The following is a 25480-nucleotide window of genomic DNA, read 5'->3' on the forward strand; positions in this document are numbered from 1 at the left end:
CAGCTTCAATTCAATGACCGTGTTGCACTCAGCTCCTGCAACCGCCCTGTGTATCTCTGTGGATAGTGCTTGCACAAGCCTTTTCCGCTCTCCCTTGGAATAGGCTTTCTCGGACTTTGTTCTTTGTTTAATATTCGGATAAGGATTCCCAGGCAATATTGTCTTGAAGTCTACCTGCCTAATACCCATGAGAACTGACTTTAATCTAAAATAAACCGTGCGTTGACCACCATACGCCAATTTAGACTCAAGATGCTTCTTAAAAGATGCAATAAAGTTTCTGTCAATGTCCGACAACATTAACTTTCCGCCACCCATAGCAGACAACCAAATCTCACAGAAGGCAAAGAATTTATTAAGTCCTCCGTTACAATAACCAGCCACAGTACCAATCGAAATCTCGGTTTGATTACTTGAAATTGCCAGGGCCAAATATCTCTCTATAGTCGACTGGCAGTTAGTAACGACCTCATCGAACCCTTTGTTATAAAATGGAGCGAAATTAAACACCCTTTGATTGGACGTACTCGCCGGAAACTCGACATGCTGTATCACAGGCGGAACTTTTGGATGCAGCCTCACAGCCGCACCGCCTTCAACAGCAAGCTTAATAGATGGGCTTTGGATTTTGAAATCCTTCGCCTTGCTCACTGAGCAATTCCCCTGCACATGTTATCAAGCTCGCTTTGAAACTCATCCATTACATTACTTTCTAGAATATCCAAATAGTGGAGATATTTTTCAGTTGTTGAAAGACTAGCGTGGCCCATTCGGTCGCGAATATACATAAGCGGATCAAAGCTCGTCTTAAGCTTCCTGAGCAGATACAGAGAATGAGTAGCATAAGTATGCCGCAAGATATGAGGCCGAACGTCGAACGGAAGGCCAAGATCTTTGTACACTTTATTTAGCCCCCTTCCATTGCTACTCCAAGGGAGGCCAGAAGAATTAAGGAATAGTACTGATTGATGCAAGCCGCTTATAGAGGATCTTTTCCCCCGCTCCAATTGAACATATCGCCAGAGTTCTGTCATCAAGGCAGTTGGAACATCGATTCCTCTGGGCTTGCCGCCTTTAAGAGTCATATCGCCTGGATCGAGATCTACTCTCACATGGTACTTAGATCCGGTGAACTCCGCGGGGTTTCTGACGTACTTAACAGGAAATGTCAGCAACTCTTGCTTGCGGAGGCCCGTCGCTAGCGCGAGACGCGTAATAAGCAGGTGTTCCGTGTTGCTTACGGACGAGAGGAGCTGACTAACTTGCCCGTGGGTAAGAACACCAATCCTAGTTTTTTGAGACTTGGCCAAAACGTCTGGCGTCATTTTATAACCACCCGTGGTATCGGTATGTGCTAGAAACCCTTTTGGCTGGCGAACTCTAATCTCTTCGATTCTGTAAGGGAGTGAGCAAATCCATTTTTTTCGCAACGCAAACTTGTAGAGTTTGATTACTATCCTCAGGCGTGCATTCACTGTTTGTGGTGCAAGACCGCATTCGGTTAGGCTCCAATCTCTATAGATTGCAAGAATAGGATTATCTCTGTCAGTGCTGTCCATCCAGTCAAGTTCGTTCGCCTCACAGAAAGCGAGAAAGTCATAGATTGCCCCTCCATACACTTGCCAACTTCCTTCGCTTTGCACGTGACCACGCTTGACACACTCATCGATCAGAAACTCGAAAGACTCTGAAACAACGTGCATATTTGAGCCAAGGATTAGCGGGAATTTTGGGTAAGGCCTACCCATCATCTCAAAGCTCTCGGTAGAAAAGATGAGCTTCATAGAAGGACTTTAGTAAATGCAGACACTTGTGCTATCAGTCTTGGTAAAGGGACTCGATGACTAATTACTTTGATTTGTTTATTCACGTCAGCGGCCGTGGAGATTGGGCCGGGGACTATAAAAGCGGTACGCGGGGTGGTCAACCGACGTGTAACACTTCGGGGTCGACCAACCACTTGTCGACGATGGAGTAGTGGGTGGTGTTATTGCCTTCATGGGGAGATACGCCAGGCTTGATCGCCTGGGAGTCACCGGCTTTTTGCGGCTCGATGGCGTCGCGCAGTTTCGCCGCGTAGTTTTTGTCCAGCAGGTGCTCGATCGGGTTTTTCACGAAGTCCGGGTCGCCGAGGTAGCTGTTGCGGTCCACGTAGGCGTGGCGCATGGCTTCGATCTGGTAGTGCAGGCCCTGGGCCGAGTGATAGCCGAGGTCGGCCATCGGGTAACCTTCGAGGATGTTCATGATCTGGCAGATCACCACGCCGCCCGAGCTTGGAGGCGGTGCCGAGACCACGTGGTAGCCACGGTAGTCGCACTCGATGGGCGCCAGTTCCCGGGTCTTGTACTTGTCGAGGTCAGCCTGGGTGATGATGCCTTTGCCGGCCTGGCTGGAATCCACCAGGGCCTTGGCGACCCAGCCTTTATAGAAACCGTCGCTGCCCTTGGCCGAGATTTCCTTGAGGGTCTTGGCCAGGTCTTTCTGCACCAGCTTCTGGCCGACCTGCATCGGCTGACCGTTGTGCAGGAAGATCCCGCGCAGGTCCTTGTCTTTTTCGAACTCGCCGGTGGCGGTGTGCAACAGGTCGATATCGCCCTGCTCCAGCTCGAAGCCGTTCTCCGCTAGCTTGATCGCCGGGGCGATGACTTGGGCGCGCTTGAGGGTGCCGTATTTGCTCAGGGCCAGTTCCATGCCCGAGACGGTGCCGGGCACGCCAACGGCCAGGTGACCCTTGGCGCTGAGGCCTTCAATGACATTGCCGTCTTTGTCCAGGTACATGTTGGCGGTGGCCGCCAGCGGGGCTTTTTCGCGGAAGTCGAGGAAGGTCTTGCGCCCGTCCGCCAGTTGCACGGTCATGAAACCGCCGCCACCCAGGTTACCCGCCGCCGGGTACACCACCGCCAGTGCGTAGCCCACGGCCACGGCCGCGTCGACCGCATTGCCGCCGGCCTTGAGCACATCCACGCCCACGTGAGTTGCCAAATGCTGGGCCGTCACCACCATGCCATTTTCACCGGCCACCGGGGCCTGAGACGCGGCGTGCACACCACTGACTGTCAAGACCAGGGCGGTGGCTATCAAGGTACGGCTGAAGGGTTGGTATTTCATCCATGGCTACTCTAGTTATTGAGACGCACCAAAATAGCCCGCCGCGAATTTAATCCCCAGCGCAATGGCGTTTTTATTACATAACTTGTCGGTCATAGAACGGACACGAAAAACCCCATGCTATATTTCGCGCCCAGACTGTCTGACCAGGCACTTTCACATGGCGATCAAGAAGACCGGCATCCGCGCCCAACAGGCCGACCAGACCCGTGCGCGCATCCTGCAGGCGGCGGTCAAGGTGTTCACCCGCGACGGTTACTCCGGCGGGCGTGTCGACAGTATCTCCAAGGAGGCGGACTCCAACGACCGCATGCTCTATTACTACTTCGGCAGCAAGGAACACCTGTTCGTCTGTGTGCTGGAACACACCTACGAGCAGTTCAACAAAGCCGAAAGCAAGCTCAAGCTGAACCTCGATGCACCCGAGCAGGCGCTGCGCGACCTGGTGGCGTTCATCTGGCATTACTACGTCAAGCACCCGGAGTTCGTGGCGATCCTGAGCATAGAGAACCTGCACCAGGGCAAGCACGCGCAACAGTCCGGCGAGATGCGCAGGTTGTCCGGGGAAGCGGTCGGCGTGCTGCGCCCGATCATCGAGGCGGGCCAGGCCCAAGGCGTGTTTCGCCTGGATGTGGACCTCAAGCACGTGTACTTGATGATCGCCTCGCTGTGCTACTTCTATAACTCCAACCGCCACACCCTCAGCTCGTTCCTCGGTGAAGACCTGGCAAACAAAGGCCAGCAGCAGGATTGGCTGGGGTTCATCAGTGACCTGGTGCTGCGCGGCGTGACGCCTTAGTGGGTGCCTGGATTGGCGCGCAAATGCGCCACCTTCTGTTCCAGGCCATTCCACTGCGGCGCGTTCGGTGCGAATTTGCCGCGTAGGTACGCCGCCAGATCCGCCACCTGGCTATTGGACAAACTGTCCTTGAACCCCGGCATGTACCCCAGATCCTTGGTCGCCGGGTTGCTGATGCCCTGCAAAATCACCTTGATCAAATTATCCGGCTGATCGCTGTGTACATTGGTATTGGTCGCCAACGACGGGCTCACCCCAAACAGTTTCGGCCCCAGGCCATCCGCATGGCAGGCCTTGCAGGAGCCTTCGAACACCCGTCGACCGTTCGGATTCGGCACGCTGGCCGCCGCAGCCACCTGGGTCTCGGCAGCCGCATCACCGTTGAGCGAGGCCAGGTACACCGCCATCGCGCGGATATCCGCCTTGGGCAGTTTCGACAATTCACTGACCACCGGCCCCATCGGGCCAGCCGCCACGCCATGGGCGTCGGAATAGCCGGTGCTCAGGTAGCTAAACAGTTGGTCTTGGGTCCACGGCGTCGGGGCCTTGGACAAACCATTGAGGGCCGGCGCCTCCCAACCATCGACCCTGCCACCGGCCAGAAAGGACTTGCCGCCCTTCTCCGCGCCCATCAGGTTGCGCGGCGAATGGCAGGCGGCGCAGTGGCCCAGGCCGTTGACCAGGTAATTGCCGCGATTCCATTGCTCGCTGCGCTCAGGCTGCACCGAGATCTCACCGCGCCGCAGGTTCAGGGCATTCCAGCCCGCCATCAACGGCCGCAGATTGAACGGAAAGCTCATCGCATTCGGCGTCGGCGCCTGGCTCACCGGGGCCTGAGACATCAAATAGGCGTACAACGCCTGCATGTCCGCATCGTTGATATTGCGAAACGCCGTATAAGGAAACGCCGGATACAGATTGCGCCCGTCACGACCAATACCGTCACGCATCGCCCGCTCGAAGGCCGGGTAGGACCAGGCGCCAATGCCGGTCTGCACATCCGGGGTGATATTGCTGCTGTACAGCGTGCCGAACGGTGTTTCCATGGCCAATCCACCGGCATTGGTCGCGCCACCGGGCGCCGTGTGGCACACCGCGCAATCGCCCACCGCCGCCAGCAACCGCCCGCGCTCCAAAGTGGCCTTGGACCAAGTGCCGGCGCTGGGCGGTGCAATCGGCGCGATTTCACTGTGGAACGGCCAGGCCGTCGCCAGCACCGCGCCCAAGGTGGCGAACAGCGCACCAAACCACCATTTGCGGCGTTTCTCCGGCGACTTGGCCGGCTCGCCCAAGGTGCCCGCATTCAACGCTGCCAACACCCGCTCCGGGGTGATCGGCAACTCACGAAAACGAATGCCGGTGGCGTCATAGATCGCATTGGCAATCGCCGCGGCGCTGGGCACCGACGCCGACTCTCCGGCGCCCATGGGTGGCTGGTCCTGGCGCGGCATCATCATCACGTCGATCTGTGGCACTTCGGGGAAGGTCAGGATCGGATAACCACCCCACTCCTTGCTCGCCACCGTCGACTCTTCAAACGTCACCCGCTCCTTCAACACGCGGCTGGTGGACTGGATCACGTTGCCGTGGATCTGATGCTGCACGCCGGCCGGGTTGATCATCATCCCCGAGTCATGCCCGATCACCACGCGGGTCACCGACACATCGCCCGTCTGTTTATCGATGGCCACATCCGCCACCCACGCCGCCCAGGCCGCGCCGAATCCGGGGAATTTGCTGTGGATGTAGCGCGCGTAGGCAAAGCCACGACCACGCAGCAGATGGTCCTCGTTGGTAGTTTGCATCGGCGCGGTGCGCGGCGCCCAGTTGGCGCGTTCGGCGGTGGATTTCACCAGGTCGATGGCGCGCTCGTCCTTGAGGTAACGCAGGCGGTATTCCACCGGGTCGACGCCGGCGGCGAACGCCAGTTCGTCGATGTAGGACTCGTGGGCAAAGGTGTTAGGCAAGGCCGACACGCCGCGCATCCACGACGCGCGCACGATGGGCGCCATGTCGTTGATTGTCACGCGCATATTCTCGATGTCGTAAGGCGGGATCGAGGTGCGGTCGCCCATCTCGAACATCGCCGCCACCGGCTCGACGCGGCCGGTCAGCAACAGCGCCAGGGTCGGCGCGCCATTGGAGGGGTAGCTGGTTTCAAAATCGTAGGCGGCAATGCTGCCATCGGCGTTGAGGCCGCCATCGACATCCATCAGTTGCGCGGTGCCCTTGGGCTCCCACAGGTGTTCCTGCTCGCGGGTCAGTTGTACGCGCACCGGCTTGCCCACCGTACGGGACAACAGCAAGGCATCGGCGCACACATCATCCGCGCAATTGCGCCCGTAGCAGCCGGCGGCTTCCATGCGGATCACATCGATCAGCGCTTCATCGCACTCCAGCAGCCATGCCAGGTCGGCCCTCAGCAGGTGCGGGTTCTGGCTGCCCGACCACACCCGGCTGCCGGCTGGCGAATAATCCGCCACGCCGCAGGACGGGCCGATCGAACCGTGCATCTGATACGGCCAGAGATAACTGCGCGGCATACGTTGGCTGGCGCCGGCCAGGGCTTCGTCGACATGGCCCTGGTCAAGCACGGTACGGCGTACGCGGGGGTTGTCGCGGATCGCCTGTTCAACATCACTCATGTCCGGTAACGCGTGGTTCCAGGGTTTCCAGTGCACCTGCAATTCGCTGGCGGCCTTGACCGCCTGCTCTTCACGCAGCGCCACCACACCGACAAAATCGCGGATCACCACCACCGCGACGATACCGGGGATATGCGCGATGGACGACTCATCCACGCTCAACAGGCTGTTGCCGACAAAATCGCCGCAATCGAGCCCGGCATACGGTGGGCGAATCACTCGGCCATGGAGCATGCCCGGCACGCGCATGTCGTGTACGTAGGTCAGCTCGCCCGTGGCTTTGCCGGGGATATCCACTCGCGCAGCGCCCTTGCCCACCAGGCGGTAGTCCTCGATGGGTTTGAGCGGCGCGTCACCGCTGATGCGCAGTTGGTCGTGCTGGCCGCTGACCAGTTCGGCATACGTGGCGGTGCGCCCGTCAGCTGCGTGGATGACGCCAGCATCGACCTTCAGGCTGGCCGTGCTCACACCCAGGCGCCCCGCCGCCCGCGCCAACAGGAAACGCCGTGCTTCGGCTGCGGCATTGCGCAGGGGCACCGCGGATATCTGCAAAGTTGCACTGGCGATGGTTGCCCCTTGGTTGGGCACACGCTCGGTGTCGCCGAGCACCATCTTCACCTGCTCCATCGTCAGGTCGAGCTCTTCGGCGACGATCTGCGCCAACGATGTGCGAATGCCGGTGCCCAGGTCCACATGGCCATTGAACGCGTACACCAGGCCGTCATCGTTTACCGCAATGAACAGCCCCAGTTCCTTGGGTTTCACGGTGGGCGTGCCGCCCTTTGCCACCGGCCCTGAAGGCGGCAGCACGTCATCGACGATCAACAAAACGCCGGCCTTGGCCAGCCACTGGTCACGGGAAAGCGGGGTGTCGGTCATGGTCATCAATCCACGGTCATCAGGCGGGCCGCACGCAGCACGGCGCGCAGGATTTCGATATGGGTGCCGCAACGGCAGAGGTTGCCCGACAGCTCGTTGCGCACCTCGGCTTCGCTGGGGTTGGGGTTACGGTCGAGCAAGGCCTTGGTGGTCATGATCATGCCGTTGAGGCAGTAGCCACATTGCGCGGCCTGCTCGTCGATAAAGGCTTGTTGCACCGGGTGCGGATCCTGGCGTGAGCCCAGACCTTCCAGGGTGACAATCTCGCGGCCCACAGCCCCCGACAACGGAAACACACAGGAACGGGCCGCCACTCCATCAATGATCACGGTGCAGGCACCGCACTCCCCCAGGCCGCAGCCGTATTTGGGACCATTGAGTTCCAGGTCATTGCGCAGCACCAGCAACAGCGGCGTGTCCGCCATGGCGCTGACGTCGCTTTTCTGCCCGTTGACCTCAAGCGTTACCGTGATGTGCTGGCTGATCATTCGCTTCGCCCGTAACAGTTGGTGAAGTATTCACTACATCAAACAGTCAAAAAAAAGCGTCGTGGGCCTGGGGCCTCACGACACACTTGACGGATGAAGTGGCTACTACATGAACTCAGAGCAAGATCGATGCCAGCTGCGATTATTCCTGCGGGTCGTCGATCATCTTGCGCAACAGGAACAACACCGCGACCCGTTCGGCCGGGTTGAGATTGCTCAGGGTCAATTCGCTGATCTGCGCAGCGCGCGGCGCGGTCTGGGCGACCAGTTCGGCGCCTGCCGGGGACAGGTCCACCACCACTTTGCGCTTGTCCTGCGGGTCCGGTTCCAGGCTGATCAGCTCCTTGGTCTTGAGCCGCTCGACGATGCCGCGAATAGTCGCCTGGTCCACGGCGGTGGCCTTGACCAGTTCGGTCAGGGAGCTTGCACCGTGATCGCGCAGGGCACACAGGGTGACGAACTGCACGGCGGTGAGCTGGGAATCGCCAACATTCTGCTGAAAGATCGCCAGATGGCGCTGGTAGGCCTTGCGCAACAGGTGGCCGACTTGTTCAGAAAATACGTAGGAATCTGGCACGGCTGAGCTCGGTGGGTGGCTAACGTGGGGAGGCATGATACTCCATCCCCACACCTATGATCAGCGGGCGCGGGAGGCTTGCGGCGCAACCACATCCCCGGCAATCACAACCGCTTCATCATCCAGGTACACATCGCAATTGCGCAGCGGAATATCCATATGGCACGGCGTCTTGCGTGTCCCGCCCACTTCGGTATTCGGCCCGGTGGAGAACAGGAAATTGCCATAGAACGCCCGCGCGTCCATGCACATGCCGTCGTTCTTGTCGTGCAAGCCCATGGCCGTCCACTGCGCCCGTGGCTGCAGGCCCCAGCCGATATGGGAGATGCCGTACACCTCGGGGTCGTTGAAGTACTTCATGTAGTCGCGCAGGTATTCAGCCTCGAAACCACCGTGGATGTTGGTGATGAAGCCCTTCTCGATCTCCAGGGTGATCTTCTCGCGGGTATAGGTCTTGAACGGCAGCAGGATGTCACCGATGTCCAGCACCAGCACGCCTTCGGCGGTTTCTTCGTTGGGCCAGGAGAACAGGAAACCACTCGGCCAATGGTCCCAGCGTCCCGGCTCATCGGCAAAACCGTATTCGGTCACCGACGGGTACTGCCCCAAGGCGGCGCGGAAGTCACTGCCGGCACGGGATTTCACATGGATCGAGCGCGCTTTTTTCAGCAACTGTTCGGCCGCCAATACACGCACCTTGTCCTCTTCGGTCGGCAGCATGCGCGCCAGTACTTCCGGCGGCTCCACCGCCAGCAGAATGCGCGTGCCGGTCTTGAGGATCTGCTCCTGCTCTGGCGAGTGCAGCAGCATCATGGTGTCGACGATCAAGTCGGCGGCTTCCAGTGCACGCTGGGCGGCGATATTGCCGGTGAGCGCGGTGTCGCCGCAGTAGGCGGTCATGTCATTGCCCATCGCCCTGGGATGGTTGAACGACGGCAACTCCACCGCATACACCTTGGCCCCCAGGCGCTGCGCGGCGTCCATCGCGGCACGCACGGTGCGTGCGTCGGAGTAATGGCTCTTGAGCACGGCAACGCTCTGGGTCGGGTCGACCTTGGACAGCGTCAACACGTGTTCAAACATCTGGGTCAGTTCGCAATCGCTTACCGGCATTTTCCTGTCTCCTGTGGACCTGCACCAAGTTCAGGCACTGCGCTTCACTCTAGTGCATTTTTATAGCGTATACGCTATTTAATAACGATAAGACCCGAATTGCAGTCAGACTGCAAGCGGTGCACAAAAACGTTACCTATCGAAACAAACCTAGCAATTGCTAACCACAACCCGTTACACAGGACAAATGCGGCCAAAAAATAAATTTGCAAAGACAGGCTTCCCATTTCAAAAAATGAGCGTATACACTTTAAAAACCTTGCGGACAGACGCCGCCGAAAATCAAAAAAGAGAGAGGAACACGCCCCATGGGAAGTACTCAGAAAATCGCCATCGTCGGCGCAGGCCTGGGCGGCGCCGCCGCGGCCACCCTGTTGCAGCAAGCCGGCTTCGACGTGGATGTCTACGAGCAGGCGCCGGAGTTTTCCCGGTTGGGCGCGGGGATCCACATGGGGCCCAACATCATGAAAATCTTCCGCCGCATGGGCATCGAAAAGCAGCTGGACCTGATGGGCTCGCACCCCGAGCACTGGTTCAGCCGTTGCGGCGAGAGCGGCGACTACCTGTCGCGTATCCCGCTTACCGGCTATGGCGCGTCCTACATCACCGTGCACCGTGGCGACCTGCATGCGCTGCAGATGTCCACCCTCAAGCCCGGCACACTGCACTTCAACAAGCGCCTGGAAACCCTTGAAGAAACCGACACCCAGGTACGCCTGACCTTCGCCGATGGCCAGGTGACCTACGCCGACATCGTGATCGGCGCCGACGGCATCAATTCCAAGATCCGCGAAGAACTGCTCGGCGTGGAAAAACCGCTGTACAGCGGCTGGGTCGCGCACCGTGCGCTGATCCGGGGTGACCAGCTCGCCAAGTACGACCTGAAGTTCGAAGACTGCATCAAGTGGTGGACCGAAGACCGCCACATGATGGTCTACTACACCACCGGCAAGCGCGACGAGTACTACTACGTGACCGGCGTGCCCCATGCCGAATGGGACTTCCAGGGTGCGTTCGTCGACAGCAGTCGCGAAGAGATGTTCGACGCCTTCAAGGGCTACCACCCCACCGTCCAGGCCCTGATCGAATCCACCGAAAGCGTGACCAAATGGCCGCTGCGCAACCGCAACCCGCTGCCGTTGTGGAGCCGTGGCCGTCTGGTACTCCTCGGCGATGCCTGCCACCCGATGAAACCGCACATGGCCCAGGGCGCCGGCATGGCCATCGAAGACGCCGCCATGCTCACCCGCTGCCTGCAGGAAACCGGCATCAGCGACTACCGCACCGCCTTCCAGCTCTACGAAGCCAACCGCAAGGAACGCGCATCCCGCGTGCAGGCCGTGTCCAATGCCAACACCTGGCTGCGCACCCAGGAAGATCCGGCCTGGGTTTATGGCTATGACCTGTACGCCCAGGAACTGAAATCGGGGGTGGCCGCGTGAGCACTTTTCTCTACGGCGGCAACGTGCAGGCCAACGGCATTCGCCAACACTACCTGCGTTACGGCGGCAAGGGCCCGGTGCTGATCCTGATCCCCGGCATCACCAGCCCGGCCATCACCTGGGGCTTTGTTGCCGAGCGCCTCGGCGCGCAGTTCGACACCTATGTGCTGGATGTGCGCGGTCGCGGCCTGTCTTCGACCGGTCCCGAGCTGGATTACAGCGCGGACACCTGCGCCGAGGACATCGGTGCCTTTGCCGACGCATTGAACCTGAACAACTACCACCTGATGGGCCATTCCATGGGTGCACGCTTTGCCGTGCGCAGTGCCGTCAAACACCCTCAAGGCGTGAAGCGCGTGGTGCTGATCGACCCACCGGTCTCAGGCCCAGGCCGACGCGAATACCCGAGCAAGCTGCCGTGGTACGTCGACTCCATCCGCCAATCCCTGGTCGGCATGGACGCGCAGGCGATGCGCGCCTTCTGCGCCACTTGGACCCAGGAACAACTGCAACTGCGCGCCGAATGGCTGCACACCTGCTACGAGCCCGCCATCGTGCGTGCCTTCAATGACTTCCACGAAGTGGATTTCCACCAGGACCTGCCCCACCTCAAGGCCCCTGCCCTGTTGATGGTGGCCGGACGTGGCGGCGTGATCCTTGATGAGGACATTGCCGAAATCCAGGACCTGCAACCGAGCGTCCAAGTCGCCCGCGTGCCAGACGCCGGCCACATGATTCCGTGGGACGACCTCGACGGTTTCTTCGTCGCCCTCGGCGACTTCCTCACACAATAAGAACGGAGACCCCCATGCAGAAGCCTTACCGCATCGGCCAGATCGTGCCGAGCTCCAACACCACCATGGAAACCGAGATCCCGGCGATGCTCACCGCGCGCCAGGCGATCCGACCCGAGCGCTTCACCTTTCACTCCAGCCGCATGCGCATGAAGCAAGTGCGCAAGGAAGAACTGGCGGCCATGGACGGCGAATCCGACCGTTGCGCTGTCGAGTTGTCCGACGCCAAGGTCGATGTGCTGGGCTACGCCTGCCTGGTGGCGATCATGGCCATGGGCTTGGGTTATCACCGCAACTCCGAACAGCGCCTGCGCAAAGCCACCGCTGACAACGACGCCAACGCGCCCGTGATCACCAGCGCCGGCGCCTTGATCGAAGGCCTGAAAATAATGGGCGCCAAGCGCATCGCCATTGTCGCGCCCTACATGAAACCGCTGACCGAGCTGGTGGTGAACTACATCCGTGAAGAAGGCTTTGAAGTGGTGGATTGGCGCGCCCTGGAAATCCCCGACAACCTCGAAGTGGCTCGCCACGACCCGGCCAACCTGCCGGCCATCGTCGCCGGGATGAACCTGGAAGGCGTCGATGTGATCGTGCTGTCTGCCTGCGTGCAGATGCAATCGCTGCCGGTGGTGGCCAAGGTCGAGGCACAAACCGGCAAACCGGTACTCACCGCCGCCATTGCCACCACCTACGCGATGCTCAAGGCGTTGGACCTGGAGCCCATCGTGCCGGGTGCCGGTGCCCTGCTTTCCGGTGCTTACTGAGGGGGTTTAAAGATGACCGAACAATCCGCCGACGCCAACTACCAGGGTGTATGGGGCAACCGCATCGGCTTTGGCAAAAAAGCCGCGCTGCTGATGATCGACTTCATGCAGGGCTACACCACCGAAGGCGCGCCGCTGTTTGCGCCTGGCGTGGTCACGGCCGTGGCGGAAAGCGTCGAGCTGCTGACCACCGCACGCCAACACGGGATTGCGGTGGTGCACACCAATATCCGCTACCATCCCGGCCATTTCGTCGATGGCGGGATCTGGGTGAAAAAAGCCCCGGTGATGAAGGACATGGTCGAAGGCAACCCACTCGCGGCGTTCTGCGCCGAGGTACTGCCACTGGCCGAGGAAGTCGTCATTACCAAACAGTACGCCAGTGCGTTTTTCGGCAGCAGCCTGGCGCCAATGCTGCATGCCCAGGGCATCGACACCGTCGTGCTGGCCGGCTGTTCCACCAGCGGCTGCATCCGTGCCACGGCGGTGGATGCGGTGCAACACGGGTTTCGCACCATCGTCGTGCGCGAATGCGTCGGCGATCGGCACCCGGCGCCCCATGAGGCCAACCTGTTCGATATCGACAGCAAGTATGGCGACGTGGTGAGCAAGCAGGAGGCAATGCGCAAGTTCAGGGAGCAATAAGACGTTATCAAGAACTGCGCCATAGAGCGCGGTCTTGCATCAAACTGGGGCCCGCGCCCCAGTCTTCTGACACTGCCTTTGGAAGTCGCTTCTACAGCACTCCGAAGTGCTGGAACAAAAGCGGCTGTATAAAAACCATAAGTCACCGCCAGGAGACACCCAATGCCCATTGCGAATGCAGCGCCCGCGACCTCGGTCGCAGACCCCGTCAACACGCTCTACCACAAGATCACCTGGAAGCTGATCCCCTTCCTGTGCTTCTGCTACCTCGCCGCCTACCTGGACCGCATCAACATCGGCTTCGCCAAGTTGCAGATGCTCGACCAGTTGCAGTTCAGCGAAACCGCGTTCGGCCTCGGCGCCGGGCTGTTCTTTGTCGGCTATATCATCTTTGAGGTCCCCAGCAACCTGGTGCTGGAGCGGGTCGGCGCGAAGATCTGGATCGCGCGCATCATGATCACCTGGGGCCTGCTCTCGGCCTGCACCATGCTGGTCACCTCCACGACCCAGTTCTATATCCTGCGTTTCCTGCTCGGCGCCGCTGAAGCGGGCTTCCTGCCGGGTGTGTTGTACTACCTGACCACCTGGTTCCCCACCCATCGACGCGGGCGCATCATCGCGTTGTTCATGATCGGCCTGCCGCTCTCCAGCGTGATCGGCGGCCCGCTGTCCGGCTGGATCATGGGCCACTTCGATCACATGGGCGGCCTGCGCGGCTGGCAGTGGCTGTTCCTGATCGAAGCGGTGCCCAGCGTGTTGCTGGGCGTGCTGACCTTCTGGGCCCTGCCCAACACCTACCAGCAAGCCAAATGGCTGTCGGACGAGGAAAAAGCCCTGCTGGAAAGCGAACTGCGCAAGGACGACGCCGATGGTGCCGCCAGCAAGCACAGCTTCCGCGACGGTTTCTTCAACCTCAAGGTGTGGATGCTCGGTGGTATCGACTTCTCGATCCTGCTCAGCGCCTACGCCATGGGCTTCTGGATGCCGACGTTCATCCGCAACGCCGGGGTCACCGACACCTTTCATATCGGCGTGCTCACTGCACTGCCGAGCGTGGCCGCCCTGCTCGGCATGCTGCTGATTGGCGCCAGCTCCGACAAACACCGCGAACGCCGCTGGCACATCATCGTGCCGTTTTTCATCGGCGCGGCGGCCATGGCCACCAGCACCTTCTTTACCCATAACGTGGCGGCCACCGTGGCGCTGTTCGCGATTGCCTCGGCGGCGATCATCGGCGCGGTGCCGGTGTTCTTCAGCCTGCCGGCGACCTTTCTCAAAGGCACTGCGGCGGCCACCGGTTTTGCCCTGGCCTGTTCGGTGGCGAATATCGCAGGTTTGGTGAGCAACTCGTTGATGGGCGTTGCGATCGACGTCACAGGCAGCAGCGCCGGTGCCTTGTGGTTTTTCGCCGGCTGCCTGATCCTCAGCAGCTTCCTGGTCATCGCCTTGCCGACGAAACTGGTGAACCGTTGATAACAACAATTTTTTCGGATGAATCACCATGCAAGGTTTCCTGAAAAGCTGCGTGCTGCTGGTTGCCGTCGGCCTGTGTGCCGGCACCGCCCAGGCTGCGGAGAAAGTCATTTTCGACACCGACTTCAACGTGCTCAACGATGACGGTCAGGCCTTCATCATGCTCGCCCAGCTCCATGCGCAAAAACGTATCGAGTTGCTGGGCATGACCCTGGTCAGCGGCAACGCCTGGGTCGACCAGGAGCAGGTCGATGCGCTCAAGGCCGTGGAGCGCATGGGCGTGGAGAAAGAGGTTGGCGTCTACTCCGGCGCTGCCTACCCGTTGCTGCATGACTACGCCACCTACGAGGCGGAAAAGGCGCTGTTCGGCTCCGGCTGGCCGGGGGCATTCAAGAACCCCCGCCCGACTTCGCCCAGGCAGTTGATCGCACCGCCGGATGGCCTGGCGACGCACACCCAGTTGCGCAAGGAAACCGCCGCGCAATTCATCGTCGACAGCGTGCGCGCCAACCCGCATCAGGTAACAATCCTGGCGGTCGGGCCGCTGACCAACGTCGCCCTGGCGATTCGTTCGGCGCCGGATATCGTGCCGCTGATCAAGCGCATCGTGTACATGGGCGGCGCCCTGGAGATTCCGGGCAATACCACACCGGCGGCGGAATTCAACTGGTGGTTCGACCCGGAGGCCGCGAAGATCGTGTTACGCTCGCCGATCGAACACGTGATTTTCCCCAATGATGTGTGCGAGAAAGTCACCTTCGACAAAACGGTGTACCAGCGTGTGATTGCCCAGAAAGGCGCGATTGCCGACCTGTATAAGCACGAGTTCGGTCCCTTGTTCGACAAGGATCCGAGCTACCACAGCTTTACCTGGGACAGCTTGCCGGCGCTGTATCTGGTCAACCCGCAGATCGTGACTGAATCCCGCGATTTGTGGGTGGATGTGGATGCTACGTTCGGCGCTGATTACGGGCGCGCACTGGGCTACGCCAAAGGTGCGCCGGTGGGTACTCAGAAAGCCAAGGTGGTGTTTGGTGTGGATCAAAAGGCGTTCTGGGATGGCTATGTCAACTTGGTGACCCTGCCGACGCCGGTCAAGCACTGACCGGCCGGGCGCTCCCACCTTGCGTGGGAGCGCTTTTTTGCTCAACCCGCCAGCGCAAACCCGCGCTGCAGGTCCTCGATCAGCGCCGCCACATCTTCCAGTCCGATATGCAGGCGTACCACCGGGTTCAGCCCTCGGTCCGCCGCGCTGTCGCGGTCCTGGGTATCGGCCACGGTGACCAGGCTTTCATAGCCACCCCACGAAGCGCCCAATCCGAACAATTGCAGACCGTCGATGAAGCGCTCGAGATAGGCCGGGTCAGCGCTGTTCAACTCAAATGACAGCAAGCCATTGCTGCCAGTGAAATCCCGCCGCCACAGCGCATGCCCCGGATGTTCGGGCAACGCCGGATGGAACACGCGCTTGACCTGCGGCTGCGCCTGCAACCACAGGGCGATGTCCAATGCCTGTCGCTCATGCACATCCAGGCGCGAGGCCAGGGTGCGTGCACCGCGCAGGACCAGATAGGCATCGTCGGCACTCACGGCATTGCCGAAGGTATCGCTCATCCGGCCCAACGCCGGCCACGCGGCCTGGGTGGTGGACACGCTGCCCATCATCACGTCGCTATGGCCGCCGAGGTATTTGGTGAGGGCCATGATGGAAATATCCGCGCCCAACGCCAGCGGGCGATACAGGTAGCCCGAGCCCCAGGTGTTGTCCCCGGCCAGCAGGATATTGCGCGGTTTGCACAACGCGGCAATGGCGGGCAGGTCGCACAGTTCGTAGAGCAACGAACCCGGGACTTCGGCGTAGACCAGTTGGGTATTAGCTTGCAACTGGGCTTCCAGGCCTTTGCCGTCCGGCGAAAAATAGCTGACTTCAATGCCGAACGGCTGCAGGAACTCGCGAGCCAACTTGCGCACCGGCGAATACACCGCATCGGTGATCAGCACGTGATCGCCGGGGCGCAGATACGCCAGGAACACCTGGGCCGCTGCAGCCAGCCCGGTGCCGTAGAGACGAGTGCGATAGCCGCCCTCCAGTTCGGTGACCAGGTCTTCCAGGGCGTGGGAAGTCGGGTTGCCGCGTGCGCCGTAGGTCAACACCCGCTCACTGTCACGGCGGGCACGGGCGTCACGCATCTGCGCCAGGTTGTCGAACAGCACGGTGCTGATACGCGCAACCGGCACGTTGACTGCGCGGCCGCCATGGCCTTTTTCGGTGCGAGCCGCGTGAATCAACCGAGTGCGCACCCGCGATGGAGCGGCCAACGGCTTGAGGCTGGCGATCTCCGCCGTGCTCATCTGCGCCAACAGGCCAATTTCCCAGGCCAGGTACTGGCGCGCAGCGTCCTTGTTGCCACTGTGGCGGTCGTGGGTGAAGAACAGGAAGTCGATGCACTGAGCGTCGGGCGGGTTTTGCGGGTCCTCACTCACCGGCAGACCGGCCGCGGCCCAGGCGGCGAAACCGCCGTCGAGCAGCTGCGCCTGTAACCCTTGGGCGGCGAAGGCGGCCAACGCAGGATCATCCGCCACCAGTACCAGCGGACGCTGATCGGTTTCCAGCAACGAACGGATCGACCACCGGGAACCGGGAATATGCCCCTTTCGAAAGACCATGCTCGGGCGCAGGTCGATCAGGTTGACGTCCCCCAAGTCAAAAGCGCGAGGGCTGATCAACGGCAGCGGCTCATACGCCACCGGCTGCAACACCGGCAAGGCCAGCCCGCTGTCGATGCCACCGTTCAATACATACGCCTCATGCCCCAACTGGCGCAGCCAACTGGCAACAATCGGTGCACGCACACCATCACTGTCCACCAGCACAATGCGCGCCTGGCGCACGCCGATGTACAGGTCGGTGGACTGGATCAACTGCCCCCCCGGCGTATGTTGCGCACCCGGCAATGTGCCGAGTGCGAACTCTTCACCCGTGCGCACGTCGCACAGAAACAGACTACGTTGGGCGTCATCGGCCCACTGGCGCACCTGATCCGCCGACACCGTCACCCCCCCTGCTCGCTCGGCCAGTCGCTGCGCCGCCTGGCGCTGCTGGGCAAGATCGCTGCTGACGTGATCCGCATATCGCCGGGTGCTGCCGTGTTCCAGTTGGAAATCTTCCAGATACCAGCCCTGGGTGCCGTTTTCCAAGGCATAGATCGGATTCTTCAGACCCAGGTTGATCAAGGTCTGCGCGCCGATGATGCTGCGGGTGCGCCCGGCGCAGTTGACCACGATGGGCGTGCTGTCATCCGGCACCAGGTCATGCACGCGGTAGCCCAGTTCACCATTGGGGCAGCAGATAGAGCCGGGAATGGTCATCTTACGGTATTCATCGAACGGCCGACCGTCCAGCACCACCAACGGTTCGCCGCGCGCTTGCCAGTCCGCCAATTGCCGAGCAGTCACATGCGGTGTGTGGCTGGCCTCTTCGACCAACTCGCCAAACGCCTTGGATGGCACGTGCACCCCCGCAAACAGCTGCAAGCCGGCGGCCTGCCAACCTTCGGCGCCCCCGTCCAACACATGCACGCGGCTATAACCCAACACCCGTAAACGTTGCGCTGTGCGCGCCGCCACATCACCGCCATCCTGGTCGTAGATCACCAGGCGCACCTGGGGGTTAGGCGCCAGTCGGCGTACCTCCAGTTCCAGACGGCTATAGGGCAGGTTCACCCCGTGAAACAGGTGGGCTTCACCGTATTGGCCGTGTTCGCGCACGTCGAACAGGGCGATTTCCTGCCCGTCGAACAGCCATTGCTGCAGTTGACTGGGGGTGATGGTCTGGCTCATGGAAGTCCCAACAATTGAAGAAAAGAGTTACTGCAACGCCAACGAACGTTCGCCCGCGGCCACTTCGCGACCCTTGGCATAGGCACGCTGCACCGCCGGCCGCGCCTTGATGCGCTCACGCCAGGCCTGGATACGGGGGTAATCGGCCAAGGCCTGGCCCTGCCGCTGCGGTTGAATCCACGGGAAGATCGCCATGTCCGCCACCGAGTATTCGCCCGCCACATAGGGCACCTCGGCCAGGCGTTGTTCCAGCACCCGATACAAGCGCGTGGCTTCGGCGTTGAGCAGGTCGAGGGCAAACGCAATCGGCTCCGGAGCCTTCTCCTTGAACAGCTGCAACTGGCTCAGATACGGGGTGATATGCCCCACCTGCCAGAACAACCATTCCTGGACCTTTTGCCGCTCGGCAGTACCCGCCGGTGGCAAGAACTGACCGGCGCTGTCGGCCAGGTAATTGAGGATCGCGCCAGATTCGAACAGGCTCAGCGGCACCTCCGGGCGATAGTCGACAATCGCCGGGATGCGCCCGTTGGCGCTGATGCGCTGGAAGTCCGCCTGTTTCTGCTGGCCTTCGCGGATGTTCACCGGCACCAGGCGGTATTCCACACCCAGCTCTTCGAGCAGGATGCCGACCTTCAAGCCGTTGCCCGTGGGCCAGTAATAAAGGTCGATCATGCGTAGGCCTTGATCGACGGCGCCATCTGCGAGGCGTTGTAGTTGAGGATGCGACCGTCCGCTTCCACGCCATATCGGCCGTTCAGCGATTCCAGCGGCAAGCCATAGAGGTGGAAATGCAACGTCGCCTGCTCGCCCTCGACCTTGATGCCATGCAGGTCTTCACCGAGGAACGAGATCGAGGTGCCCGGCTGCACGATCACTTCTTTCTCCAGCGTCAGGGTGGTCAACCCCGGCTCGCGACCCTCATCGCTGCGCGCGTAGACGTAGTTGATCTCCTGCCCTTCGATGGCACTGATGATCGCCCAGGTCTCGTGGTTATGCGGGATCGTGCTTTTGCCCGGTAACAGCGAATTCAGGTAGAGCGTCGGCGTATCACCGTCGTCATTCAGGCGATAGCGGAACGCCGTGCTGCCCTGCCCCGGCACGGGCGCGGGGAATTCATCAAAGTTGAACAGGTCGCGGCGCTGGGCGAGGTTTTCCAGCAGCCCAACGATTTCATCCAAGGCCGCGCGGTCTACGCCACGCTGGTTGATGACGCGGATCTGCTGCAAAAACGCTTCGATCACGTCGGCACGGTTTTCGATACTCATCACGAATTTCCTCTTATCAGACAGACAGGCTGTAACGGCTCAAATTGGTCAACAGGTACGGGTCGTGGGCGATGGGGCCACGGCGCCCCGTGTCGCCCAAGGCATGGCGCAGGAACGTCTGGGTGCGTTCGCTGGCCGGGTTCTGGAAGATCTGCTGCGCGCTGCCATGCTCGACAATCACGCCGTTTTCGGTGAAATACACCACGTCGCTGATCTCTTCGGCGAAGCGCATTTCGTGGGTGACCAACACGCAGGTCATGCCCTCTTCGGTAAGTTCGCGGATCACCGTCAGCACTTCGCCGACGGTCTCCGGGTCCAGTGCCGACGTCACTTCGTCAAACAGGATCAGCTCCGGACGCATCGCCAACGCCCGGGCAATCGCCACGCGTTGCTGCTGGCCACCGGACAGTTGGCCGGGATAGGCATCGGCCTTGTGCTCCATGCGCACCTTGGCCAGCAAGGCGCGAGCGTCTTTCTCGGCGTCGGCACGGTTGCGGCCGAGCACCTTGCGCGGGGCGATCACCAGGTTTTCCAGCACCGACAAGTGCGGGAACAGGTTGTACTGTTGGAACACAAACCCGACGCGCTTACGCAACTCGATGCGCTGGGCTTCCTGGGCCAAGGTATCGACCTGGGTCTGGCCCACGCGGATGCTGCCGCGCTGAGGCTGCAATAAACCGGTGATGCAGCGCAGGATCGTCGACTTGCCCGACCCCGACGGGCCGATGATCGACACCGCCTGGCCGCGCAGCACGTCGAGGTCGATGCCCTTGAGCACCGGGTTGGCGCCGAACGACAGGTGCACATCCCGCAGGCTCACCAAGGGTTCAGTAGAAGGCATAACGGCGCTCCAGGTGTTGGGTGAGACGGGAAATCGGGTAGCAATAGGCAAAGAACAGCACCAGCAGGCTCAAGTAGATCAGCACGGTAAAGCCAGTCATGTTCACGGTGTTGCTGGCGATCTGCGCGGTGTCGATCACGTCGTGCACGCCCACCAGCGAGGCCAGCGCGGTGCCCATGGTGACCACGGCGTACAGGTTCATCCACGGCGGCAACATGCGCTTGAAGCACTGCGGCAGGATGATCGAACGAAACAACTGGCCACGGGTAAACGCCAGGGAGCGCGCGGCTTCCCATTGGGTGCTGGGGATCGAACCGATGGCGCCACGGAAGATCTCCGCCACGTTGGCGCTGGCCGGCAACGCCAGGCCGATGGTGACCTTGACCCAATCGGGGAACGACACGTAGCTGCTGCCGATGTGGATCTCGAACGGGAACACGTAGGTGGTGAAATAGATCAGCACCAGCCACGGCGCATTGCGAAACACCTGCACCCACAGCCGCGCGACAAAGCCCAACGGCGACAAGGCCAACGCACCGATCAACAACCCCAGCATCGAGCCCAGGGCAATCGCCACCACGCTGATCAAGATGTTCTGGCCGAAACCGGCCACCAGTGCCGGTGACCATTGCAGCAACGCCGACAACACCGGGAATGAATCAATGGCCATAGCCGGGCATCCTCAGGCGCGCTTCCAGCCAGCGCCCCACACAATTGACGATAAAACTCAGCAGGCCGAAAAAGCTCAGGATCAGGATCATCAGTTCCAGCACGTTATCGCTCTGGGTCCAGATCATGATGGCCGCGTAGGTGATGTCGCCCACCGCAATCGCGGAAGCCACGGCGGTCATCTTCACCAGGTCGATCAGGTTGTTGATCAGCGACGGCAGGGCAAAACGCAGCGCCAGGGGCAACTGCACATTCCACAGCAACTGCCGGCTGCTGAAAGCAAGGGAACTGGCAGCTTCCAGGGTCACGGCAGGCACTGCTTCGATGCCGGCGCGCAAAGCCTCGGCATGAAACGCACCTTTGTGCAGGGAGATCACGATCACCACCCAGGCAAACGGCGTCAGCGGGTTGGCCGCACCGACTGCCTGGGTCAGCAGCATGTTCAGCACCAGGAACGCGCAGTACAGCTGCACCAGGGTCGGCGTGTTGCGCGTGACTTCGACGAACACCCGCGCCGGTTTGGCCAGCCACGGGTTACCCGAGGTGAGCATCGCCGCAAGCGTGATGCCCGCCAACAGGCTGCCAATAATGGTGAACAGGCACAGCAGGCCGGTGGTCAGCGCGCCCTGGACCAGCGTGCCACGCTGGTAGGCATCCAACAGAAAGTTGTAGTTCAGGCCGATACCCGCAGCCCAGTGGACGAAAACCTCCATCATTGCAACTTTCCGCAGGCGCTTGCGATACGCCGTCCGGCTTCTGCAACGCTGTCAGTCGCCGTGGCGATGGACAGGCGGAACCACGGCGACAGGCCATAGGCACTGCCCGCCACTCCGGCGACGCCCTCCTCCAACAGCCAGGCCACCAGGTCATCGTCATTGTTGATGCGCTGGCCGTCCGGGCGAACGCGTCCCAGCAGCGCGGCGCAACGCACGAAGACGAAGAAACCGCCCTGGGGCTCCAGGACTTCCAGGCCGTCAACGGCTGCAAGCGTTTCCACCAGAACATCCCGGCGTAGTTGATAAGCCGCGACGTGCTCCGCAAGAAAGTCCAGCCCACCGTTGTAAGCCGCCAATGCAGCCGCCTGGCCCACCGAGGACGCACCAGAAGTGGATTGGGATTGCACCACTGCGATGGCATCGGTCAAGGTTTTCGGCCCCGCCCCAAAGCCGATGCGCCAGCCCGTCATGGCGTAGGTCTTGGACACACCGCCCACCAGCAGACAGCGGTCGAGCAAGTCCGGAGCAACGTTCAGCAGACTCTGCGCCGGGCGGCCATCGAAACGGATGTGTTCGTAGAGTTCATCCAGCAGGACCAGCACCTGGGGATGACGACGCAGCACTTCGGCCAACTCGCGCAGTTCGGTTTCGCTGTACACCGCGCCGCTCGGGTTGCCAGGGCCATTGAGGATCAGCCAGCGCGTACGCGCAGTGATGTGCTGCTCTAGCTGGGCCGGCAGCAGTTTGCAGCCCTGCTCCAGCCCACATTCGATGAACACCGGCTCGCCGCCATTGAAGCGTACGCTGTCGGGGAACGATGGCCAGTAGGGTGTCGGCACCAGCACTTCATCACCGTCATCCAGGGTCGCGGCAAACGCGTTGAAGATGATCTGCTTGGCACCGTTGGCGATCACAATGGACGACAGTGGATAGTCCAGGCGGTTTTCATCCGCCAGCTTGCGTTGCACGGCCAAGCGCAAGGCTTTTACACCGGGCGTCGGCGTGTATTTGGTAGCGCCGCCGGCGATCGCGGCATAGGCCGCCTGCTTGATGTGTTCGGGGGTATCGAAATCCGGCTCGCCGGTGGTGAGATCGAGGATATCGCGCCCCGCCTCGCGCAACTCAGTGGCGCGGGATTTGGCGGCGGCGTTGGCGGACAGCGAGACCCGCTGCACGCGTTGGGACAGGCGTAGGGTCATGGCTGTACCTCAAGGACTTTGCCGGGGTTGAGCAGGTTGTGCGGATCCAGCGCCTGCTTGATGCGGCGCATCAGGTCCAGCTCCACCGGGCTTTTATAGCGGCTGAGCAGGCCGACCTTGCGCTGGCCGATACCGTGTTCGGCACTGATCGAGCCACCGTGGGCATGGGCACTGTCGTGTACCAGGGCGCTGAGTTCGGCGTAGTGCGCCATGTGCGCGTCCACTGTCGAATCCAGTGGATGGGCCACGTTGTAATGCAGGTTGCCGTCGCCCAAGTGGCCGAAGGTGAAGTGACGCACGCCGGGAAAATGCTGCTGCAACAACGCGTCGGTGTGCGCCACAAAGGCGACCACTTGCGAGATCGGCACCGAGATATCGTGCTTCATATTGCGCCCGGCACGCTTTTGCGCCTCGCTCATGTTTTCGCGCAGCAACCACAGGGCTTCGCTTTGCGCCAGGCTTTCAGCGATCAGGGCGTCGCTGATCAACTGCTTTTCGAAGGCCTCGCCAAGCACGGCCTCGAAGGCTTCGCGGGCATGGCTTTCGCCGTGATTGTCAGAGAGTTCAATCAGGGCGAACCAGGGCTGATTGGCCGTCTTGAACGGCTGCGGGCCCTCCGGAAACTGATCGCGCAACAGCGCCAGGCAATCAGCAGTGAGTAATTCGAACGCCGTCAGGCTCGCACCAAAACCGGCACGGGCATGGGACAGAAAAGCGACGGCTTGCGCCAGCTCATCAAACGCCAGCAACGCGGTCGCCTGGGCCTTGGGCAGCGGAAACAGCTTCAAGGTGGCGGCCGTGATAATGCCGAGGGTGCCTTCGCTGCCGATATACAGGTCGCGCAGGTCATAGCCGGTGTTGTCCTTGCGCAACCCGCGCAGGCCATGCCAGATCTCGCCTTCGGCGGTCACCACTTCCAGGCCCAGGGTCAGCTCACGGGTATTGCCATAACGCAGCACGCCAGTGCCGCCGGCATTGGTGCCGAGGTTGCCGCCAAGGGTGCAACTGCCCTCGGCGCCGAGGCTCAGGGGAAACAGGCGATCGGTTGCACGGGCCGCGTCCTGGACATGTTGCAGGATGCACCCGGCTTCGACGGTCAGGGTGTCGTTGTCGGTGTCGACCGAACGCACGCGGTTCATGCGGTCCAGCAACAGCAACACCGAACGTCCGCTGGCATCCGGCGTAGCGCCGGCCATCAACCCCGTATTGCCACCCTGCACCACGATGGGCGCCTTCAGCGCCACGCAAGCTCGCACCACCGCCGCCACTTCCTCGGTGTTGGCCGGATGCACCGCCGCGATCACGTGGCCGGTATAACGACCCTGTTTGTCAGTGAGGTAGTGCGCCGCTTGCTCGCTGGTTTGCACATGGGCCGCGCCGAGCAACTGTTGCAAGGTGGCGAACAACGCATCACTCATGGCTGTATTGCTCATGCAAATCGCGCAGGGCCTGGGACGGCGCCATGCCGGTACGCTCGCCGAGGGCGATCAGGAAACCGCTTTTATGCCAACCCTTCACGATGGCATCGAGCTTGGCCTGGGTGTCGTGTTCGCCCTTGCGGATCCAGATCACCGAGTTGGACGGAATCAGGTCGCCCGGCAACGGAATTTCATAGCCCTCCCATTCGGCATCACTGAGCAAGGCATGCATGGTCGGGCTGACGTGCACCGCCGCCACACACCCATTGCCGCGCAGCGACAACAGCGACTCGGACTGGCTGCGGAACGCCTTGATCTGCGTGCCGTAGGTCTCTTGTAGCGGTTTGATGAAGTTGCTGCCCTGGGACACGCACACCGGCTTGTCCTTGAGGTCGGCCCACTGCTGGATGCCAGCGCCTTTGCGGATCAACGCCGCGCCGCCGACTTCTTCGTAGGGTGTGGGCACGTAATCGAGGATCTCGGCACGCTCTTCGGTGAACTGCATATTGGCGATCAGGATGTCGACCTTGCCCTGCAGCAGGAACTGCACGCGGTTGGGCGCCAGTACCGATACGGTCTTGGTCTCGACGCCCAGCGCCTCGCCGATGCCCTTGGCCAGTTCGACGTTGTAGCCCAGGTGCTCACCGGTCTTGGGGTCCAGGGTGCCGAACGGCGGCCCGCTGAGAATCACCCCGACGCTGATGGCGTGGCGTTGCTGGATCTTGTCGAGGGTGGCATCGGCCTGGGCGAAGCCGGCGCACAGGGCCAGGCCGAGGGCGGTGAAGGTTTTGAAGTGCAT

21 protein-coding genes and 2 pseudogenes are annotated in these 25480 nt (G+C 61.1%); 7 read left to right on the forward strand and 16 right to left on the reverse strand.

The features are described from left to right. From H096_RS22910 to ggt, 3 genes and pseudogenes are all read right to left on the reverse strand, one after another. Positions 1–651: pseudogene (locus H096_RS22910) on the reverse strand (hypothetical protein); the annotation flags it as partial. Then, on the reverse strand, positions 648–1784 hold the full coding sequence (locus tag H096_RS22915) for a site-specific integrase (protein WP_033901616.1): 1137 nt from the start codon (positions 1782–1784) through the stop codon (positions 648–650). The pseudogene H096_RS22910 and the gene H096_RS22915, both read right to left, overlap by 4 nt. Before the next feature lie 149 nt (positions 1785–1933). After that, positions 1934–3108, reverse strand: a pseudogene (gene ggt, locus H096_RS22920) (gamma-glutamyltransferase); the annotation flags it as partial. A 160-nt stretch (positions 3109–3268) separates the two neighbouring features. Here ggt and H096_RS22925 point away from each other — a divergent pair. Further along, positions 3269–3907 carry a TetR/AcrR family transcriptional regulator gene (locus tag H096_RS22925; RefSeq protein ID WP_033901617.1) on the forward strand — a complete coding sequence of 213 codons (639 nt, stop codon included), beginning with the start codon at positions 3269–3271 and terminating at the stop codon, positions 3905–3907. Here the strand turns inward: H096_RS22925 and H096_RS22930 are convergent. The 4 genes from H096_RS22930 to H096_RS22945 form a co-directional block, all read right to left on the reverse strand. After that, positions 3904–7431, reverse strand: a complete 3528-nt coding sequence (locus H096_RS22930) for a molybdopterin cofactor-binding domain-containing protein (RefSeq protein WP_033901683.1) — start codon at positions 7429–7431, stop codon at positions 3904–3906. The genes H096_RS22925 and H096_RS22930 overlap by 4 nt on opposite strands. Positions 7432–7436: 5 nt before the next feature. Beyond that, positions 7437–7919, reverse strand: coding sequence for a (2Fe-2S)-binding protein (locus H096_RS22935; RefSeq protein WP_033901618.1), 483 nt, complete (start codon positions 7917–7919; stop codon positions 7437–7439). Positions 7920–8061: 142 nt separating this feature from the next. Further along, on the reverse strand, positions 8062–8496 hold the full coding sequence (locus H096_RS22940; RefSeq protein WP_033901619.1) for a MarR family winged helix-turn-helix transcriptional regulator: 435 nt from the start codon (positions 8494–8496) through the stop codon (positions 8062–8064). Between the two features lie 60 nt (positions 8497–8556). Beyond that, positions 8557–9609: a 2,5-dihydroxypyridine 5,6-dioxygenase gene (locus H096_RS22945; protein ID WP_033901620.1), complete on the reverse strand. Its 1053-nt coding sequence runs from the start codon at positions 9607–9609 to the stop codon at positions 8557–8559. 308 nt (positions 9610–9917) lie between these two features. Here H096_RS22945 and H096_RS22950 point away from each other — a divergent pair, with 308 nt between their 5' ends. The 6 genes from H096_RS22950 to H096_RS22975 all read left to right on the forward strand — a co-directional run bounded on the left by H096_RS22950 (position 9918) and on the right by H096_RS22975 (position 15835). Then, positions 9918–11051, forward strand: a complete 1134-nt coding sequence (locus H096_RS22950) for an FAD-dependent monooxygenase (protein WP_016977979.1) — start codon at positions 9918–9920, stop codon at positions 11049–11051. Further along, positions 11048–11845 (forward strand): alpha/beta hydrolase, encoded by a 798-nt coding sequence (locus H096_RS22955; protein WP_033901621.1) that lies wholly within the window; start codon positions 11048–11050, stop codon positions 11843–11845. The genes H096_RS22950 and H096_RS22955 overlap by 4 nt, the downstream gene beginning before the upstream one ends. 14 nt (positions 11846–11859) lie before the next feature. Then, positions 11860–12612, forward strand: a complete 753-nt coding sequence (locus H096_RS22960; protein ID WP_033901622.1) for an Asp/Glu racemase — start codon at positions 11860–11862, stop codon at positions 12610–12612. A 12-nt stretch (positions 12613–12624) separates the two neighbouring features. Next, entirely contained in the window at positions 12625–13257 is a 633-nt protein-coding gene (locus tag H096_RS22965) for an N-carbamoylsarcosine amidohydrolase (RefSeq protein ID WP_033901623.1), read from the forward strand. A 162-nt stretch (positions 13258–13419) separates the two neighbouring features. Then, a complete protein-coding gene (locus H096_RS22970) occupies positions 13420–14730 on the forward strand; it encodes an MFS transporter (protein ID WP_033901624.1) in 1311 nt (436 codons plus the stop codon). 28 nt (positions 14731–14758) lie between these two features. Further along, on the forward strand, positions 14759–15835 hold the full coding sequence (locus H096_RS22975) for a nucleoside hydrolase (protein ID WP_033901625.1): 1077 nt from the start codon (positions 14759–14761) through the stop codon (positions 15833–15835). A 41-nt stretch (positions 15836–15876) separates the two neighbouring features. Here the strand turns inward: H096_RS22975 and metC are convergent, their stop codons facing one another. From metC to H096_RS23020, 9 genes are read right to left on the reverse strand one after another with little or no spacing between them, the layout of a single operon-like run. Next, positions 15877–18570, reverse strand: a complete 2694-nt coding sequence (gene metC / locus H096_RS22980; protein ID WP_033901626.1) for a cystathionine beta-lyase — start codon at positions 18568–18570, stop codon at positions 15877–15879. A gap of 27 nt (positions 18571–18597) precedes the next feature. Then, on the reverse strand, positions 18598–19245 hold the full coding sequence (locus H096_RS22985; RefSeq protein ID WP_033901627.1) for a glutathione S-transferase N-terminal domain-containing protein: 648 nt from the start codon (positions 19243–19245) through the stop codon (positions 18598–18600). Further along, complete coding sequence (locus tag H096_RS22990; protein ID WP_033901628.1) at positions 19242–19838, reverse strand: cysteine dioxygenase; 597 nt, start codon at positions 19836–19838, stop codon at positions 19242–19244. The genes H096_RS22985 and H096_RS22990 overlap by 4 nt, the downstream gene beginning before the upstream one ends. Positions 19839–19854: 16 nt before the next feature. Next, on the reverse strand, positions 19855–20679 hold the full coding sequence (locus H096_RS22995) for an amino acid ABC transporter ATP-binding protein (RefSeq protein ID WP_033901629.1): 825 nt from the start codon (positions 20677–20679) through the stop codon (positions 19855–19857). Then, positions 20666–21349 carry an amino acid ABC transporter permease gene (locus tag H096_RS23000; protein WP_033901630.1) on the reverse strand — a complete coding sequence of 228 codons (684 nt, stop codon included), beginning with the start codon at positions 21347–21349 and terminating at the stop codon, positions 20666–20668. Before H096_RS23000 ends, H096_RS22995 begins: the two co-directional genes overlap by 14 nt. Then, positions 21339–22064: an amino acid ABC transporter permease gene (locus H096_RS23005; RefSeq protein ID WP_016977968.1), complete on the reverse strand. Its 726-nt coding sequence runs from the start codon at positions 22062–22064 to the stop codon at positions 21339–21341. The genes H096_RS23000 and H096_RS23005 overlap by 11 nt, the downstream gene beginning before the upstream one ends. Continuing rightward, the gene (locus tag H096_RS23010) at positions 22061–23263 is read right to left on the reverse strand and encodes an aminotransferase class I/II-fold pyridoxal phosphate-dependent enzyme (RefSeq protein WP_033901631.1); all 1203 of its coding nucleotides are present in this window, start codon (positions 23261–23263) and stop codon (positions 22061–22063) included. The genes H096_RS23005 and H096_RS23010 overlap by 4 nt, the downstream gene beginning before the upstream one ends. Continuing rightward, positions 23260–24681 carry an FAD-binding oxidoreductase gene (locus H096_RS23015; protein WP_033901632.1) on the reverse strand — a complete coding sequence of 474 codons (1422 nt, stop codon included), beginning with the start codon at positions 24679–24681 and terminating at the stop codon, positions 23260–23262. Before H096_RS23015 ends, H096_RS23010 begins: the two co-directional genes overlap by 4 nt. Next, positions 24674–25480: a transporter substrate-binding domain-containing protein gene (locus tag H096_RS23020; protein WP_033901633.1), complete on the reverse strand. Its 807-nt coding sequence runs from the start codon at positions 25478–25480 to the stop codon at positions 24674–24676. Before H096_RS23020 ends, H096_RS23015 begins: the two co-directional genes overlap by 8 nt.

It is taken from the genome of Pseudomonas sp. FH1, from assembly GCF_000510895.2.
GTDB classification, from domain to species: domain Bacteria; phylum Pseudomonadota; class Gammaproteobacteria; order Pseudomonadales; family Pseudomonadaceae; genus Aquipseudomonas; species Aquipseudomonas azotoformans_A.

Excerpts from the sequence above, each read along its gene's own strand:
- H096_RS22915 (WP_033901616.1), bottom strand. The coding sequence starts at position 1,784 with ATGAAGCTCATCTTTTCTACCGAGAGCTTTGAGATGATGGGTAGGCCT.
- H096_RS22925 (WP_033901617.1), top strand. The coding sequence starts at position 3,269 with ATGGCGATCAAGAAGACCGGCATCCGCGCCCAACAGGCCGACCAGACC.
- H096_RS22930 (WP_033901683.1), bottom strand. The coding sequence starts at position 7,431 with ATGACCGACACCCCGCTTTCCCGTGACCAGTGGCTGGCCAAGGCCGGC.
- H096_RS22935 (WP_033901618.1), bottom strand. The coding sequence starts at position 7,919 with ATGATCAGCCAGCACATCACGGTAACGCTTGAGGTCAACGGGCAGAAA.
- H096_RS22945 (WP_033901620.1), bottom strand. The coding sequence starts at position 9,609 with ATGCCGGTAAGCGATTGCGAACTGACCCAGATGTTTGAACACGTGTTG.
- H096_RS22950 (WP_016977979.1), top strand. The coding sequence starts at position 9,918 with ATGGGAAGTACTCAGAAAATCGCCATCGTCGGCGCAGGCCTGGGCGGC.
- H096_RS22960 (WP_033901622.1), top strand. The coding sequence starts at position 11,860 with ATGCAGAAGCCTTACCGCATCGGCCAGATCGTGCCGAGCTCCAACACC.
- H096_RS22965 (WP_033901623.1), top strand. The coding sequence starts at position 12,625 with ATGACCGAACAATCCGCCGACGCCAACTACCAGGGTGTATGGGGCAAC.
- H096_RS22970 (WP_033901624.1), top strand. The coding sequence starts at position 13,420 with ATGCCCATTGCGAATGCAGCGCCCGCGACCTCGGTCGCAGACCCCGTC.
- H096_RS22975 (WP_033901625.1), top strand. The coding sequence starts at position 14,759 with ATGCAAGGTTTCCTGAAAAGCTGCGTGCTGCTGGTTGCCGTCGGCCTG.
- metC (WP_033901626.1), bottom strand. The coding sequence starts at position 18,570 with ATGAGCCAGACCATCACCCCCAGTCAACTGCAGCAATGGCTGTTCGAC.
- H096_RS22985 (WP_033901627.1), bottom strand. The coding sequence starts at position 19,245 with ATGATCGACCTTTATTACTGGCCCACGGGCAACGGCTTGAAGGTCGGC.
- H096_RS22990 (WP_033901628.1), bottom strand. The coding sequence starts at position 19,838 with ATGAGTATCGAAAACCGTGCCGACGTGATCGAAGCGTTTTTGCAGCAG.
- H096_RS22995 (WP_033901629.1), bottom strand. The coding sequence starts at position 20,679 with ATGCCTTCTACTGAACCCTTGGTGAGCCTGCGGGATGTGCACCTGTCG.
- H096_RS23000 (WP_033901630.1), bottom strand. The coding sequence starts at position 21,349 with ATGGCCATTGATTCATTCCCGGTGTTGTCGGCGTTGCTGCAATGGTCA.
- H096_RS23005 (WP_016977968.1), bottom strand. The coding sequence starts at position 22,064 with ATGATGGAGGTTTTCGTCCACTGGGCTGCGGGTATCGGCCTGAACTAC.
- H096_RS23010 (WP_033901631.1), bottom strand. The coding sequence starts at position 23,263 with ATGACCCTACGCCTGTCCCAACGCGTGCAGCGGGTCTCGCTGTCCGCC.
- H096_RS23015 (WP_033901632.1), bottom strand. The coding sequence starts at position 24,681 with ATGAGTGATGCGTTGTTCGCCACCTTGCAACAGTTGCTCGGCGCGGCC.
- H096_RS23020 (WP_033901633.1), bottom strand. The coding sequence starts at position 25,480 with ATGCACTTCAAAACCTTCACCGCCCTCGGCCTGGCCCTGTGCGCCGGC.